General features: G+C 73.4%; 12 protein-coding genes. 3 read left to right on the top strand and 9 right to left on the bottom strand.

Annotated elements, in window-relative coordinates:
- Positions 1-66 precede the first annotated feature (66 nt).
- The gene (locus tag ACIQVD_RS01220) at positions 67-720 is read left to right on the top strand and encodes an ANTAR domain-containing response regulator (protein WP_100835731.1); all 654 of its coding nucleotides are present in this window, start codon (positions 67-69) and stop codon (positions 718-720) included.
- 74 nt (positions 721-794) lie between these two features.
- Here ACIQVD_RS01220 and ACIQVD_RS01215 read toward each other — a convergent pair whose 3' ends face one another.
- From ACIQVD_RS01215 to ACIQVD_RS01185, 7 genes are all read right to left on the bottom strand, one after another.
- Positions 795-1,511: an ABC transporter ATP-binding protein gene (locus tag ACIQVD_RS01215; protein ID WP_400688275.1), complete on the bottom strand. Its 717-nt coding sequence runs from the start codon at positions 1,509-1,511 to the stop codon at positions 795-797.
- Entirely contained in the window at positions 1,508-2,359 is an 852-nt protein-coding gene (locus ACIQVD_RS01210) for an ABC transporter ATP-binding protein (RefSeq protein WP_402285177.1), read from the bottom strand. The genes ACIQVD_RS01215 and ACIQVD_RS01210 overlap by 4 nt, the downstream gene beginning before the upstream one ends.
- Positions 2,356-4,305 (bottom strand): branched-chain amino acid ABC transporter permease, encoded by a 1,950-nt coding sequence (locus ACIQVD_RS01205; protein WP_402285175.1) that lies wholly within the window; start codon positions 4,303-4,305, stop codon positions 2,356-2,358. The genes ACIQVD_RS01210 and ACIQVD_RS01205 overlap by 4 nt, the downstream gene beginning before the upstream one ends.
- A 5-nt stretch (positions 4,306-4,310) precedes the next feature.
- Positions 4,311-5,240, bottom strand: coding sequence for a branched-chain amino acid ABC transporter permease (locus tag ACIQVD_RS01200; RefSeq protein WP_111553205.1), 930 nt, complete (start codon positions 5,238-5,240; stop codon positions 4,311-4,313).
- Positions 5,241-5,328: 88 nt separating this feature from the next.
- On the bottom strand, positions 5,329-6,564 hold the full coding sequence (locus ACIQVD_RS01195; RefSeq protein WP_402285173.1) for an ABC transporter substrate-binding protein: 1,236 nt from the start codon (positions 6,562-6,564) through the stop codon (positions 5,329-5,331).
- A 291-nt stretch (positions 6,565-6,855) separates the two neighbouring features.
- Entirely contained in the window at positions 6,856-7,536 is a 681-nt protein-coding gene (locus tag ACIQVD_RS01190) for a Tat pathway signal sequence domain protein (RefSeq protein WP_402285171.1), read from the bottom strand.
- Positions 7,537-7,677: 141 nt separating this feature from the next.
- Positions 7,678-8,130, bottom strand: coding sequence for a PaaI family thioesterase (locus tag ACIQVD_RS01185; RefSeq protein ID WP_100835725.1), 453 nt, complete (start codon positions 8,128-8,130; stop codon positions 7,678-7,680).
- Positions 8,131-8,327: 197 nt separating this feature from the next.
- On the opposite strand from ACIQVD_RS01185, the gene polA reads away from it, so the two are divergent.
- Positions 8,328-11,015, top strand: coding sequence for a DNA polymerase I (gene polA / locus ACIQVD_RS01180; RefSeq protein WP_400688619.1), 2,688 nt, complete (start codon positions 8,328-8,330; stop codon positions 11,013-11,015).
- Positions 11,016-11,094: 79 nt separating this feature from the next.
- Positions 11,095-11,673: a GNAT family N-acetyltransferase gene (locus tag ACIQVD_RS01175; RefSeq protein WP_400688262.1), complete on the top strand. Its 579-nt coding sequence runs from the start codon at positions 11,095-11,097 to the stop codon at positions 11,671-11,673.
- A gap of 94 nt (positions 11,674-11,767) precedes the next feature.
- Here ACIQVD_RS01175 and ACIQVD_RS01170 read toward each other — a convergent pair whose 3' ends face one another.
- Positions 11,768-14,437 (bottom strand): ATP-dependent RNA helicase, encoded by a 2,670-nt coding sequence (locus ACIQVD_RS01170; RefSeq protein ID WP_402285168.1) that lies wholly within the window; start codon positions 14,435-14,437, stop codon positions 11,768-11,770.
- 5 nt (positions 14,438-14,442) lie between these two features.
- A complete protein-coding gene (locus ACIQVD_RS01165) occupies positions 14,443-15,381 on the bottom strand; it encodes a class I SAM-dependent methyltransferase (RefSeq protein WP_402285166.1) in 939 nt (312 codons plus the stop codon).
- Positions 15,382-15,775: the final 394 nt, after the last annotated feature.

Genomic DNA, 15,775 nt, shown 5'->3' with positions numbered 1-15,775 from the left:
GTGAACCAAACATACCGCGTCTGGGTAGGCTCATGCATGCAGCACCCCGCCGGACCGAGGAGCCCCGTGAGCACCGCCGACGAGCAGGCACAGCCGCTTGACACCGACTCGCCCCAGATCACCCGAATCGTCATCGCCGAGGACGAGGCACTGATCCGCCTCGACCTCAAGGAGATGCTGGAGGAGGAGGGCTACACCGTCGTCGGCGAGGCCGGTGACGGCGAGACGGCGGTCAGGCTGGTCGAGGAGCTCAAGCCCGACCTGGCCATCCTGGACGTGAAGATGCCCGTCCTGGACGGCCTCTCGGCCGCCGAGCGCATCCACGAGCAGCACCTGGCCCCGGTGCTGATGCTCACCGCGTTCTCCCAGCGCGAGCTGGTCGACCGGGCCCGCGACGCCGGCGCGATGGCGTACATCGTCAAGCCGTTCAGTAAGAGCGACCTCGTCCCGGCCATCGAGATGGCGGTCTCCCGCTACACCGAGATGCGGACCCTGGAGCAGGAGATCGCGGACCTCTCGCAGCGGCTGGAGACCCGCAAGCTGGTCGACCGCGCCAAGAGCGTGCTGCAGACCAAGTTCGGCCTCAACGAGCCCGCCGCGTTCCGCTGGATCCAGAAGACCTCGATGGACCGCCGGATGACCATGGCCGCCGTCGCCGAGGCCGTGATCGAGGAGGGCGCCGCCCAGGACCGCAAGAAGACCGAGGCCGCCGAGGGCTGAGCCCGCCCCCGCGCGCACGCGCCGGTGCCCCCGCCCCCCGTCGAGGGGGCGGGGGCACCGGCGCGTGCGGAGGGTCAGTCCTCGCCCAGGTACTGGCGGCGCACCGACTCGTCGTGCAGCAGCTCCGCGCCGGTGCCCGACAGGGTGATCCGGCCGGTGGTCATCACGTACGCCCGGTCCGAGAGCGAGAGGGCGGCCTGCGCGTTCTGCTCCACCAGCAGGATGGTGGTGCCCGCGGCCTTCAGCTCCACGATGGTCGCCATGATCTTCTGCATCATCAGCGGCGACAGGCCCATCGACGGCTCGTCCAGCATCAGCAGCTTGGGCCGGGACATCAGCGCCCGCCCCATCGCCAGCATCTGCTGCTCGCCGCCGGAGAGGGTGCCCGCGGCCTGCTTGCGGCGCTCGGCCAGGATCGGGAAGAGCGTGCAGGCCCGCTCCACGTCCTCGGCGATGCCCGCCGCGTCCCGGCGCAGGAACGCGCCGAGCAGCAGGTTCTCCTCGATGGTCATCCGCGGGAAGATGTGCCGGCCCTCGGGGGAGTGCGCCAGGCCGAGCGCGACGATCCGGTGCGCGGGCACGGTGTCGATCGCCGCGCCCTGGAACAGGACCTTGCCCGCGGTCGGCCGCAGCAGCCCGGACAGGGTGCGCAGGGTGGTGGTCTTGCCGGCGCCGTTGGTGCCGATCAGGGTGGTGACCTCGCCCTCCGCGACCGTGAACGAGATGCCCTTGACGGCCTCGATCTTGCCGTAGGCGACACGGAGGTCCTCGACCTCCAGCAGAGCGGTCACTGGCCGTCCTCCTGAGCTGCGGTGGTTCCTTCGAGCGGGGCGCCCAGGTACGCGGTGACGACCCGCTCGTCGTTCTGGACGGTCTCCCGGTCGCCCTCGACGATCTTCCGGCCCTGCACCAGCACGGCGGTGCGGTCGCACAGGTTGAAGATGAACTTCATGTCGTGCTCGATCACCAGCACGGCGATGCCCAGGTCCCGGATGGCGAAGACCAACTCCTCGGCGGCCCGGGTCTCCTGCGGGTTCATGCCCGCCGTCGGCTCGTCCAGCAGCAGCACGCCCGGCTCGGACGCCAGCGCCCGGGCGATCTCCAGCTTGCGCTGCTCGCCGTACGGGAGGTTGCGGGCCAGGTGGTCGGCCTTCGCGCCGAGGCCGCAGAACTCCAGCAGCTCCCGGGCGCGTTCGCGGCTCTCCGCCTCGGCCCGCCGGTAGCCCGGACCGCGCAGGATCGCCGAGAACAGGCCCTCCTTGGTGCGGGTGTGCCGGCCCACCAGGACGTTCTCCAGCGCCGTCATGTTCGAGAACAGCCGGATGTTCTGGAAGGTCCGGGCGATGCCCGCCTGGGTCACCAGGTGCGGCTTCGGCGGCAGCACCGTGCCCTTGTACTTCACGGTGCCCTCGGTCGGGACGTACAGCCCGGTCAGGCAGTTGAAGAAGGTGGTCTTCCCGGCCCCGTTCGGGCCGATCAGACCGACGATCTCGCCCTGGCGGACCGTCAGGTCGACGTCGTTCACGGCGGTGAGGCCGCCGAAGCGCATCACCACGCCGGAAGCCTCCAGCACGGGTTCGGCGAGCGGCTCGGACGCCGGGGCGGCGGGAGCGGTGTCGGTGGTCGTCACGGTGCTCACGCCCCAGCCTTGGTCGGTACGTCGTCGATCGGGGCGGCCTGCGCGGGCAGTTCCGCGTCCGCCTCGTGGAACTCCAGCTGCTGCCGGCGGCCGGCGATCAGCCCCTCCGGGCGGAAGCGCATCAGCAGGATCAGCGCCACGCCGAAGGCCAGCAGCTGGTAGGACTGCAGGAACTGCAGCTTCGCCGGGATCAGGAACAGCAGGGCCGCGCCCACCAGCGGGCCGCTGATGGTGCCCATGCCGCCCAGGATCACCGCGGCCAGCAGGAACGCCGAGTTGGGCGGGACGGCCCCGGCGAACTGGTACTGGTCGGGCGAGACGGCGCTCGCCACGTGCGCCTGCACCGCGCCGGCCAGGCCGGCCAGGGTGGCGCCCAGCGCGAAGGCGATCAGCTTCACCCGGAAGCCGTTGATGCCCATCGCCTCGGCCGCCGTCTCGTCCTCGCGGATCGCCACCCAGGCCCGGCCGATCCGGGAGTTGGCGACCCGGCCGAACACCGTCACCACGATCGCGGTGGCCACCAGCATCAGCAGCAGGTAGTTGCCGAACTTGCCCAGGTGCAGGCCGAGGACGTCGTGCGGCTGGCCGAAGTCGAAGCCGAACAGGTTGACGTCGGGGATCGCGGCGATGCCGTTGGGGCCGTTGGTCAGGCTCGGGCCGGAGCTGCCGTCCAGGTTGTTCATCGCGATCCGGAAGATCTCACCGAAACCGAGGGTGACGATCGCCAGGTAGTCGCCGCGCAGCCGCAGCGTCGGCGCGCCGATCACCACGCCGAACACCAGCGCGGCCAGCGCGCCGACCAGTGCGGCCAGCGGGAACGGCAGGTGCACGCCGCGGAAGGCCGAGAACGGCGAGCCGGAGACCAGCGCCGCCGCGTACGCGCCGACGCCGAGGAAGGCCACGTATCCGAGGTCGAGCAGACCGGCCAGGCCGACCACCACGTTCAGGCCGAGCGCCACGGTGGCGAAGATCAGGATGTTGACGCCGATCAGGACGTAGGTGTCGCTGCCCTGGGTGAACGGGAACGCGGCGGCCGCGGCGAACGCCGCCCCGGTGGTCACCGCGCGGTGCCGGGTGGTCAGTTCGGCCAGCCGGCCGACCGCGCCGGAGGCGTTCAGCGCGGCGGTGGCGGCGGCCACCAGCAGCAGGAAACCGATGAACAGCTCGCCGTACTCGGTGGAGATGCCGAAGTCGGCGGCGCCCAGGCCCACCGCGAACACCGCGGTGATCACCAGGATCTCCGCCCAGGACGGCAGGGCGCGGGCGGCGGGCCGCCGGCGCTCGATCCGGCCGATCCGGGTCCAGCCGTCCAGCAGCAGCCACAGCCGCAGCACGGCCAGCAGGCCGGGCAGGGCGAGGAAGAACCAGGTGTTCTCGGTGAGGATCGGCTGCACGCCGACGGGGATCGCGTGCAGCAGCCAGCCCTGGTCCAGGCCGAAGTACACCAGCAGGGCGGCGGCGGCCACCGCGTACGCCCACCAGCGCTCGGCGGGGCGCCGGACGGTGGTGCGGCGGTCCAGCGGCAGGCCCAGCGCGCCGGCCACGGCCAGCAGCGAGCCGACGCCGGCCACCCAGCCGCCCGGGTCGAGGTTGGCCAGGCCGCCGAGCTCCGCCGCGATCGCGATGACCGCGTACCAGCACACCGCGAGGGTGCCGACGGCGGCGAACAGCACGCCGTTGTTGCTGCCGGAGGGGCTCAGCCAGCGCAGCCCGGGCACCCGCGCGGCGGCCAGCGCCAGCAGGACGGTCAGCAGGCCGCCGACCAGGGCCAGCCACTGCAGGCCGGCCGGGGAGCCGTAGTAGGTCAGGTCGCCGGGGAAGTCGGCGGTCCAGGTCCAGGACATCAGCGCGGAGGCCGCGGCCAGGACGCCGCCCGCCACCACGGCGGCGCGGGCCGCGGCGGTCGGCAGGGACAGGACGGGGGTGGTCTCGTGGGACGTGGTCATCTGCCTCACACCCGATCCGCGACGCGCTCGCCGAGCAGGCCCTGGGGCCGGACCAGCAGCACGACGATGAGCAGCACGAACGCCCAGACGTTGGCCCAGCCGGCGCCGCCGAGCTGGTGCAGGCCGGGGACGTTCTCGATGTACGCGGTGGCCAGCGACTCGGCGACGCCGAGGACCAGGCCGCCGAGCATCGCGCCGTAGATGTTGCCGATGCCGCCCAGGACGGCCGCGGTGAACGCCTTCAGGCCGGCCATGAAGCCCATCATGAAGTCGATGTTGCCGTAGCGCAGGCCGTGCGCCACGGAGGCGATCGCCGCGAAGGCCGCGCCGAGCGCGAAGGCGACCACGATGATCCGGTCGGTGTTGATGCCCATCAGCTTGGCGGTGTCCGGGTCCTGCGCGGTGGCCTGCATGGCGCGGCCGGTGCGGGTCAGCCGGACGAACGAGGCCAGGAAGACCATGCACAGCGGGGCGGCGATCAGCAGGAACAGGTCGTTGCGCTGGATGTGGAAGAGGCCGAGGTCGAACGCCGCGCCGTTGAAGTGCGGGAAGGAGACGGCCTTCTTGGCGCCGGGGTAGAACGCCCAGACCACCTGCTGGAGCGCGATGGACAGACCGATCGCGGTGATCAGCGGGGCCAGCCGGGGCGCGGTGCGCAGCGGCCGGTAGGCGAACCGCTCGGCGGCGGTGGCGGTGACCACGGAGGCGATCACACCGCCGACGATCATGACCGGCAGGGCCAGCCAGAGCGAGGTGCCCTGCGGCAGCGCCGCGTAGGCGGTCAGCGCGCCGAAGCCGCCGATCATGAAGACCTCGCCGTGGGCGAAGTTGATGAGCTGGACGATGCCGTAGACCATCGTGTAGCCGACGGCGATCAGGCCGTACATCAGCCCGAGCATCAGGCCGTTGGCCAGGTTTTGCGGCAGTTCGTGCACCGCAGGCCTCCGTGGTTGGGGGAAGGAGAGGCGGGGGGCGCTCGTGGCGCCCCCCGCCGATCGGCTGTGGGTGGTGCTGGGGGAGGGATCAGCCGTTGTAGGTGCCGCTCTTGACGGCGGTCCACTTGCCGTCCTTGACCGTGTAGACGGTCAGCTGCTTGTTGGTGGTGTCGCCGTACTGGTCGAAGGAGACCTTGCCGGTGACGCCGTCGAAGGAGACCTTGCCGAGCGCGTCGATGACCTTCTGGCGCAGGTCGGAGGGCACCTTGCCGCCGTTGGCCGCGACGACCGCCTTCACGGCCTCGACCAGCGACCAGGCGGCGTCGTAGGAGTAGCCGCCGTAGGCCGCGTACGCGTCCTTGTAGTTGGCGGCCTTGTAGTCGTCGATGAAGGTCTTGGCGGAGTCGAGCTCCTCGACCGGGGCGCCCACCGAGGTGGCGAGGTCGCCGTTGCTGTTGCCGTTCGACAGCTTGATGTACTCGTCGTCGTAGATGCCGTCGCCGCCGAACAGCGGGACGGCGGCGCCGGCCTTCTTGATCTGGTCGGAGAGCGGGCCGGCCTCGGGGTACTCGCCGCCGTAGTAGACCGAGTCGGCGCCGGCGGCGGCGACCTTGGTGGCGACCGCGGAGAAGTCCTTGTCGTCGGGGTTGACGTGGTCGGTGCCGACCACGGTGCCGCCGAGCTTCTTGAACTCCTCCTGGAAGATCGCGGCCAGGCCCGCGCCGTAGGTCTTCTTGTCGTCGATGACGTAGACCTTGGTCTTCTTCGCGTCGTTGAACAGGTACTGGGCGGCGAACTTGCCCTGCACGACGTCGGTGGTGGCGGTGCGGAAGAACGAGGCGTACGGGCGGGTGAACTTGCCGCTGCCCCAGTCCGGGCCGAGGCTCAGCTGCGGGTTGGTGTTGGCCGGGGAGATCTGGGCCAGGTGGGCGTCGTTGAAGACCTTCTGCATGGTCAGCGAGACGCTGGAGTTCAGCGGGCCGACCACGCCGGCGACGTCCTTCTCGCCGACCAGCTTGGTGGCGTTCTGCTGGCCCGAGGTCGGGTTGGCCTGGTCGTCCAGCGGCTCGATGGCGAAGGTGACGCCCGGGACGACCTTGTCCTTGTTGGCCTTGTTGACGGCCAGGTCCACGGAGTTCTTGATGCCCTGGCCCAGGGCGGACAGCTTGCCGGTGAGCGGGGCGTCCACGCCGATGACGACCTTGGTGTCGCCCTTCGCGCTGTCCGAGCCGGAGTCGGACTTTCCGCCGCGCGAGCCGCACGCGGAGAGCGTGAGCGCTCCGGTCACGGCCATGGTCACGATGAGAAGTGAGCTCTTTCGCACGAGGAGGGTCTCCTTCGGGATCTGGAGGACACGCGCACAGGGCTGGCGGTGCCGAATCGCGACGGCGCCGCCCGGTAACCGGACGGTGCGGTGACTGGGCGTGACTCTAGACCGCCGCTGGCTGCTCGGGCAGTGGGGCGGGTGAGGCTGTGATTCTCTTGTTATGACCACGGCGTCGGCTGATCTCACATCATGGTCGAAAACCCCAGGTGGAGCCGGAAATTCCGGGACCCGTCCCGAGTAGCGGATGGACTCCTTCCTCAACTCGCAGGTCACGCCTGGGTTCACCGATTATCGGACAGGTTTGTCCGCAGATTGGGGGCTGGTCGCGGACGTCCGATAATCGGTGACGTCGCAGGCGGAATGCAGAGCGGCGGAAAGGTCCCGGGCGTAGGGGGTGCCCAGGATCTGACTCACGGTCTCCATTGCGCGCGTATTACGCAGCGTTACATCCAGGAAAGGAAGGCTCGCGTCCGCCGGCGCCCCCGAGCAGTCCACGACCTCCAGCCCCACCCGCAGCGAGAGCGTCCCCCCGGGCGGCACCGTCCGCGGCAGCCAGCCCGAGACCCGCACGGTCAGCCCCCGGTACCCCTGGCTCACCCCCAGCACGTCCACCGGGGCGGGCCCGGTGTTGCGCACCGCCAGCCGCAGGGCGAAGGAGTCCGACCCGGCCGGGGCCGGACCGTCGTACTCGAACCTGGTCGACTGCGAGGGGAACGGCGGGAGTTGCCCCGGTGGGGGCGAACCCGACGCTCGCCCAGGGTAGTTCACCGCGTGCCGGATCGTCAGTCCCAGCGCCAACAGCAGCAACAAACTTGCCAGCACGCACTTCTGACGCCTGCTCAGCAGGCGCGGCGGACGCTCGGGCGGCCGCTCCGGACGCAGCACGAGCGGCGTCCAGGTGCCCTCGCCCGGCTCGACCGGACCGAGGAACCCCCCTGGGCCGCTCGGCAGTTCGCGCTCTCCGGACATGGCGGCGCCCCCTCGTCCAGCCGAGATTGCCCCTGGCGGGGACCGGCCAAACTCCGAGGGGGCGCGCGCGGGGCCGTGCTCTGCGGGGTGCCGCCGCGGCGGTGTGCCGCGGTCGTGCCGCCGCGCTCGGGCGGACAGGGCCTAGAGGTCGCGCAGCATGCAGGTCAGCCGGCAGGAGGTGATCCGGCGGCCGGTGTCGTCCGTCACCGCGATCTCGTACGTCGCGGCCGTGCGGCCCTTGAACACCGCCGTCGCCACGCCCGTCACCAGGCCCGAGGTCGCCGAGCGGTGGTGCGTCGCGTTCAGGTCCACGCCCACCGCGTAGCGGCCCGGGCCGGCGTGCAGCATCGCGCCGATCGAGCCCAGCGTCTCGGCCAGCGCCGCCGACGCCCCGCCGTGCAGCAGCCCGTACGGCTGCTGGTTGCCCTCCACCGGCATCGTCCCGACCACCCGGTCCGGGGACGCCTCCACGATGGTGATGCCCAGCTTCTCGCCCAGGTGCCCGCCGGAGAAGGTCTCCGCGCTCACCCCCAGCTTGGCGAAGTGGTCCAGCACGTCCTGGGGCACTTTCAGTACGGGCGCCGCGTCGGTCATGGTGCTCCTGCTTCCGGGGTTCGCTTCGTTGCGCGTCGATCGTACGACTGTCTACCCGTGGGTAGGGAGGTGCTCCGCGCCGCGCCGGAGATGTCCGCACCGACCTCTAGGATCGGGGAGGCAGTGCAACCGGCAGGACGGGACGTGACGTGGCGACACAGGGTGCGGGCAAGAAGGCGGCCGAACGGCCCCGGCTGATGCTGCTGGACGGGCATTCGATGGCCTACCGGGCCTTCTTCGCCCTGCCGGTGGAGAACTTCTCCACCGCCACCGGCCAGCACACCAACGCCGTCTACGGCTTCGCCTCGATGCTGGCCAACACCGTCCGCGACGAGCGGCCCACCCACCTGGCGGTGGCCTTCGACCTGTCCCGGCAGACCTTCCGGTCCGCCGAGTTCCCCGAGTACAAGGCCAACCGCGCGGCCACGCCGGACGAGTTCCGCAGCCAGGTCCCGCTGATCGGCGAACTGCTCGACGCCATGCGGGTGCCCCGGGTCACCGCCGAGGGCTTCGAGGCCGACGACGTCATCGCCACCCTGGCCACCGCCGCCGCGGCCGAGGGCTTCGAGGTGCTGATCGTCACCGGCGACCGGGACTCCCTCCAGCTCGTCAACGAGCACGTCACCGTGCTGTACCCCACCAAGGGCGTCTCCGAGTTGACGCGCTACACCCCCGAGAAGGTCGCCGAGAAGTACGGCGTCCGCCCCGACCAGTACCCGGACCTGGCCGCCCTGCGCGGCGACCCGTCCGACAACCTGCCCGGCATCCCCGGCGTCGGCGAGAAGACCGCCGCGAAGTGGGTCAACCAGTTCGGCTCCTTCGAGGAACTGGTCAACCGGGCCGACGAGGTCAAGGGCAAGATCGGCGAGAAGCTCCGCGAGCACCTCGACTCCGTCAAGCGCAACCGCTTCCTCACCGAACTGGTGCGGGACGTCGAACTGCCGCTCGGCGTCCCCGAGCTGGCCCGCGCCCCGTTCGACAAGGACGAGGTCGCCCGGCTGATGGAGGCGCTGGAGTTCCGCAACCCCAACTTCCGCGACCGGGTGGCCGGCATCGACCCGGCCGGCGCCGAGAGCGCCGCCGCCGTCGAGGTCCCGGCCGGCCCCGCCGTCGACGGCGACCTGCTGACCGTCCCCGGCGCGCTCGCCGCCTGGCTGGAGGAGCACACCGGCACGGACGTCCGCACCGCCCTCGCCGCCGACTACAGCTGGGCGCTGGGCACCGGCGGGGTCGAGCAGATTGCCCTCGCCACCGGCACCGCCGCCGCCTGGTTCGACCCCGCCGCGCTCGGCGAGGACGACGACCGCGCCTTCACCGCCTGGCTCGCCGACCCCGAGCGCCCCAAGGCCCTGCACATCGCCAAGCAGGTCATGCGGGCCTTCGCCGAGCAGGGCTGGCGGTTCGCCGGCGTCACCGCCGACACCGCGCTCGCCGCCTACCTGGAGAAGCCCGGCCGCCGCACCTTCACCCTCGACGTCCTCGCCGAGGAGTACCTGGGCCGCTCGCTCGCCCCCGCCGCCGCCCAGGCCGAGACCGGCCAGCTCAGCTTCGACGCCGACGAGCCCGACCCGACGGCCGGCGCCCAGTCCCTGATGACCCGGGCCCGCGCCGTCCACGACCTCGCCGAGCTGTTCGACACCCGGCTCGCCGAGGTCGGCGCGGTCGAGCTGTTCCACGACATGGAACTGCCGATCGCCGAGCTGCTGGCCCGGATGGAGCGCCACGGCATCGCCGCCGACCGCGCCTGGCTCCAGGGCCTGGAGACCCAGTTCGCCGCCGAGATCCAGCGCTGCGTCGAGGAGGCGCACGCCGCCGCCGGCCGCGAGTTCAACCTCGGCTCGCCCAAGCAGCTCCAGGAGGTCCTGTTCGGCGACCTCGGCCTGCCCAGGACCAAGAAGATCAAGACCGGCTACACCACCGACGCCGACGCCCTCACCTGGCTCGCCACCCAGACCACCAACGAACTCCCGGTCATCCTGCTCCGCCACCGGGACCAGGCCAAGCTTCGCACCACCGTCGAGGGCCTGCTCAAGACCGTCTCCCCGCAGGGCCGCATCCACACCACCTTCAACCAGATGGTCGCCGCCACCGGCCGCCTCTCCTCCCAGGACCCGAACCTGCAGAACATCCCCGTCCGCACCGAGGAGGGCCGCGCCATCCGCCGCGCCTTCGTGGTCGGCGAGGGCTACGAGACGCTGCTCACCGCCGACTACTCGCAGATCGAGCTGCGCATCATGGCGCACCTCTCCGAGGACGAGGCCCTGATCGAGGCCTTCACCACCGGCGAGGACCTGCACACCACCGTCGCCTCCCAGGTCTTCTCGGTCCCCCCGGCGAGCGTCGACGCCGAGATGCGCCGCAAGATCAAGGCCATGTCGTACGGCCTCGCCTACGGCCTGTCCGCGTACGGCCTCTCCCAGCAGCTCGGCATCAAGCCCGCCGAGGCCCAGGGCCTGATGGACACCTACTTCGAGCGCTTCGGCGGCGTCCGCGACTACCTGCACGACGTGGTCGAGGAGGCCCGCGCCGTCGGCTACACCGAGACGCTGCTCGGCCGCCGCCGCTACCTGCCCGACCTCACCAGCGACAACCGGCAGCGCCGCGAGATGGCCGAGCGGATGGCCCTCAACGCCCCCATCCAGGGCACCGCCGCCGACATCGTCAAGATCGCCATGCTCCGGGTCGACGCGGCCCTGCGCGCCGCCGGCCTCGCCACCCGGATGCTGCTCCAGGTGCACGACGAGATCGTCCTGGAGGTCGCCCCCGGCGAGCGCGAGCAGGTCGAGGCCCTGGTCCGCGAGCAGATGGCCGGGGCGTACCCGCTGCGCGCCCCGCTCGACGTCTCGGTCGGCGCCGGCGCGAACTGGGAGACCGCCGCGCACTGACACCCGGATCGTCGCGGTCACCGCGTTCACCGGGTTTATCGCGTTGCGGGTGGGCGTCCGGCCCGCCGAGACTGGCCGGATGCCTGCCTCCTCCTCCTTCTCCGAGAAACCCACCCTGGTGGGCGAGAAGGTCCTCCTGCGGCCCGTGCGGCCGGAGGAGGACCTTCCCATGCTCCGCGCCGTGATCAACGACCCGGACGTGCTCCGCTACACCTCCGACTCCTACACCCCCGAACCCCCGGTCTGGGACGAGGCGACGGAGCGCCGCGTCGTCGACTGGTACACCACCCGCAACGAGCAGACCGACCGCCTCGACCTGATCGTGGTCGACCGCGCCACCGGCCGCGGCGTCGGCGAGATCGTCCTCAACGAGTGGGACGCACCCAACCGCGCCTGCAACCTCCGCATCGCCATCGGCCCCGACGGCCGCGACCGCGGCCTCGGCACCGAGGCCGTCCGCCTCCTCACCGACCACGCGATCCGGGCGATCGGCCTCAACCGCGTCTCGCTCTCCGTCTACGCCTTCAACGGCCGGGGGCAACGGGCCTACGAGAAGGCCGGGTTCAAGGTCGAGGGGGTGCGGCGGCAGGTGCTGCGGTACGGCGACGAGTGGGTCGACGACATCGACATGGCGGTCCTGGCGGAGGACTGGGGGTAGCTTCCCCGCCCCGCCCGCTCACCCGCCCGCTCACCCGCCCGCTCACCCGCCCGTGCGCGCCCCGCGCGGGCGAGCCGGGCCGGGTGACGCGGCGTCACTTGCGCGGGTTGGCGCGGCGGGTGGGTTCGGCCGTGGTGGGGTCCTCGGGCCAGGGGTGGCGGGGGTAGCGGCCGCGGAGGTCGGCGCGGACGGCGGGGTAGCCGGTGCGCCAGAACGCGGCGAGGTCGCCGGTGACGGCGGCCGGGCGGCCCGCGGGGGAGAGCAGGTGGACGGTGAGCGGGACGCGTCCGCCGGCCAGGGCCGGGGCGGCGGCCCAGCCGAACAGCTCCTGGAGCTTCACGGCCAGCACCGGCCGCTCGGGGTCGCTCGCGTAGTCGACCCGGATCCGGCTGCCGGTGGGCACGGTGATCCGCTCCGGGGCGAGTTCGTCGAGCCGTCCGGCCTGCCCGCTCGCCCAGGGCAGCAGGCGCGGCAGCGCGGCGGCGGTGTCGATCCGCTCCAGGTCGGCCCGGCGCCGGGCCCGGGAGAGCTCGGGTTCCAGCCACTGCTCGGCGGCGGCCAGCAGCGCGGCGTCCTCGACGTCCGGCCACGGGTCGCCGATCGCCCGGTGCAGGAAGGCGAGCCGTTCGCGCAGCCCGCTCGCGGCGGGCGGCCAGCGCAGCAGCGCGGAGACGCCCTCCCGTTCGAGCCCGTCCAGCAGCGCGGCCCGCAGCAGCGCCGGGTCGGGTGCGGTGAGCGGTGCGGCGGCCAGTTCGATCGCGCCCAGGGACTCCACCCGGCGGGACGCCACCTCCCGCTGCCGGACCGACCAGCGCACCTCCTCGCGGGCCGCCAGTAGCGGCCCGGCCGCCCGCCGGGCGGTCGCCTCGTCCACCGCCACGGCCCGCAGCACCCGCGCGGAGGGCGACCCGGCGGGCCGGTCGGCGACCGCGACGGCCAGCCAGCCGCCGGCCGGCAGCCGCGTCCCGGCGGGCAGCTGGGCGGCCGTCCCGGAGGCCATCAGGTACGCCCCCTCCCCGCCCTCCCGGGCCCGCGCCACCCGCTCCGGGTAGGCCAGCCCGACCACCAGCCCGGCGGCGGCACCGTCCGACAGCCCGGAGCCGGCGGCCCCCCGGCCGGCCCGCGCCCCGAGGCCGTCGCCGGCTGCCGCGCCGCCCTCGACCGGCGGTCGTCCCGCCGCGCCGTCCGCGCCCGGCGGTCGTCCCGCCGCGCCGCCCTCGCCCGGCGGTCGTCCCGCCGCGCCGCCCTCGGCGGGCTGCGCGGTCGGGTCCGTCAGGGCGTGTTCGAGGCGGCGGGTCTCGTCCTTCCAGCGGCGGGCGTACGGGTCGGTGGAGCGGCGGACGGTGCGGTGGATCTCGGCGAGGTCGTCGCCGAGGGCGCGCGGGGGCTCCTCGGAGAGGAGGGCGACGAGTTCGGCGGCGCGGCGCGGGCCGACCGCGGGGGCGCCGTCGAGCAGGGCGCGGGCGAGGCGGGGGTGCAGGCCGGTGCGGGCGATGGCGCGGCCGCGGTCGGTGGGGCGGCCGGCGGGGTCGACGGCGGCGAGGGCGCGCAGGACGTCGCGGGCGGCGGCCATCGCGCCGGCGGGCGGCGGGTCGGGGAGGGTGAGGCCGGTGGCGTCCGGGTCGCCCCAGCAGGCGGCCTGGAGGGCGAAGGAGGTGAGGTCGGCGAGCGCGATCTCGGGGGTGGGGAAGCGGGCGGCGCGGGCGTCCTCGGCCTCCGCCCAGCAGCGGTACACGGTGCCGGGGGCCTCGCGTCCGGCGCGGCCGGCGCGCTGCCGGGCGGCGGCCAGCGAGGTGCGGACGGTGACCAGCCCGGACAGGCCGCGGGCGTGGTCGGTGCGCGGCTCCCGGGTCAGCCCGGAGTCGACCACGACCCGCACGCCCGGCACGGTCAGCGAGGACTCGGCGACCGAGGTGGCCAGCACCACCCGCCGCCGACCGCCGGGGCTGAGCGCGGCGTCCTGCACGGCCTGCGGCGCCTGCCCGTGCAGGGACAGCACCTCGACGTCCTCGGCGGCCAACTGCCCGGCCACCCGGGCGATCTCGCCGACCCCCGGCAGGAAGCACAGCACGTCGCCGTCCCGTTCGGCCAGCGCCCGGCGCACCGTCGCCGCGACGTGCGACAGCAGCGCCGGGTCGACCCGCGTCCCGTGCGGGGGGCGGACCGCGGTCGGCGGCGGGGCCCACACCGTCGCCACCGGGTGCGCGACGCCCTCGGCGGCCACCACCGGGGCGCCGCCCAGCAGTTCGGCCCAGGCGTCGGTGTCGGCGGTGGCGGAGGCCAGCAGCAGGCGCAGTTCGGGGCGCAGCGCGGCCCGGACGTCCAGCAGGAAGGCGAGCGCGGTGTCGGCGTCCAGGTGGCGTTCGTGGCACTCGTCGAGCACCACCGCGTCCACGCCGGGCAGTTCGGGGTCGCGCTGGAGGCGTTGCAGCAGGACGCCGGTGGTGACCACCTCGACCCGGGTGCCGGGGCCGACCCGGCGCTCGCCGCGCACGGTGAACCCGACCGTCCGGCCGACCGGTTCGTCCAGCAGCCAGGCCATCCGCCGGGCCGCCGCCCGGACCGCGAGCCGGCGCGGTTCGGCGACCAGCACCCGGCGCGGCGGCCCGTCCGGGTCGAGCAGGCCGGCCAGGGCGAGCGGCACCAGGGTGGTCTTGCCGGTGCCGGGCGGCGCGGACAGCACGGCCGCGCCGGACTCGTCCAGGGCCCGGGCGAGGGCGGGCAGGGCGGTGCGGACCGGCAGTTCGAGCCCCCCGGGGCGCACCGCGCTCAGCCGTTCCGCCGGGCGACGAAGATCGCCGTGCCGGGGATGTGCCGGCCGCGCAGCGGGCTCCAGCCGCCCCACTCCTGCGCCAACTCCTCGGGCCACTCCGGCTCGACCAGGTCCAGCAGCGTGAACCCGGCCGCGACCAGCTCGCGGACCCGGTCGCCGAGCGTCCGGTGGTGCTCGACGTAGGTGGCGGTGCCCTGCTCGTCCTGCTCGACGTACGGGGTGCGGTCGAAGTACGAGGAGGTGGCGGTCAGCCCCTCCACCCCGGGCTCGTCCGGGAACGCCCAGCGGATCGGGTGGGTCACCGAGAACACCCACCGCCCGCCCGGCCGCAGCACCCGGTGCACCTCGCGCATCAGCCGCGCGGTGTCCGCGCTGAACGGCACCGCGCCGTACGCCGAGCACGCGTGGTCGAACGAGCCGTCCGCGAACGGCAGCACCGCCGCGTCCGCCTGCACCACCGCGACGGGCGCCAGCCCGCGGCCCAGGTCGATCCGGCGGGAGTGCTGCAACTGCCGGTAGGAGATGTCCAGCGCGACGGGCCGGGCCCCCCGGGCGGCCAGCCAGCGCGAGCACTGCGCGGCGCCGGAGCCGATCTCCAGCACGTCCGCGCCCGCGAGCGCGGCCGGTTCGCCGAGCAGCCGCACCTCGGCCTCGTCCACGCCCTCCGGGCACCAGGTGAACCGGTCGTCCCCGAGGAACTCGCCGTGCTCGTCCTGGTAGTCGTCCGCGTTCCGGTCCCACCAGTGCCGGCTGGCCCGGCTCGACTCGCGCTCCCCGGCCTCCCGCCGCAGCGCCTCGTCGCCGTCCTCCTCGTCCGGCCCGTCCTCCCGCGCCTCCCCCCGGGGGGCGGAGGGCACGTCGTACGCGGACGGGTCGTACCCGCCGGGCTCGTCGTCGCGGGGCTCGTCGGGACCGGGGGCGGTGGAGTGGGTCATGGGATCCGTCACGTAGGCTATGGGCTTGCGGAAGCGCTGCTGCTGCGGAGCCGGCCCCGTACGGGGGCCGGGTCGGGCGGTGGCATCCGGGGTAGGGCCGGTGTTCCAGGCGCGGTGAGAAGCGCCGTTGGAGGATATGGCCTGATCCGTCCCGGGCTCTACCGGTCTCGTCGGCTTCGACGTTGACCGTGCCGGGGTGTCCCCGTATGCTACAAGTTGCGCTGCGGGCCTGCGCGCCTCGGACGGAGCAGGTCGCGCTCGCATCTGTCGAAGACCCCACGGTCGTCAGACGGACGCCGGGAATCCTGTACTGCGGGAGTCCTTTCGGTGGGCCGTTTTCTGGCCTGTACGGCTTTCGGTGGGAGCGATCAGGGCCCCCCGCGTGGCATTACCT

It is taken from the genome of Kitasatospora sp. NPDC090308 (assembly GCF_044769485.1).
Taxonomy (GTDB): Bacteria; Actinomycetota; Actinomycetes; order Streptomycetales; family Streptomycetaceae; genus Kitasatospora; species Kitasatospora fiedleri.
Note: the sequence above shows the minus strand (reverse complement) of the source record. Positions and strands in the feature narration are given on the sequence as shown.

Excerpts from the sequence above, each read along its gene's own strand:
- ACIQVD_RS01205 (WP_402285175.1), bottom strand. The coding sequence starts at position 4,305 with ATGACCACGTCCCACGAGACCACCCCCGTCCTGTCCCTGCCGACCGCC.
- ACIQVD_RS01175 (WP_400688262.1), top strand. The coding sequence starts at position 11,095 with ATGCCTGCCTCCTCCTCCTTCTCCGAGAAACCCACCCTGGTGGGCGAG.
- ACIQVD_RS01165 (WP_402285166.1), bottom strand. The coding sequence starts at position 15,381 with ATGACCCACTCCACCGCCCCCGGTCCCGACGAGCCCCGCGACGACGAG.
- ACIQVD_RS01190 (WP_402285171.1), bottom strand. The coding sequence starts at position 7,536 with ATGTCCGGAGAGCGCGAACTGCCGAGCGGCCCAGGGGGGTTCCTCGGT.
- polA (WP_400688619.1), top strand. The coding sequence starts at position 8,328 with ATGCTGCTGGACGGGCATTCGATGGCCTACCGGGCCTTCTTCGCCCTG.
- ACIQVD_RS01185 (WP_100835725.1), bottom strand. The coding sequence starts at position 8,130 with ATGACCGACGCGGCGCCCGTACTGAAAGTGCCCCAGGACGTGCTGGAC.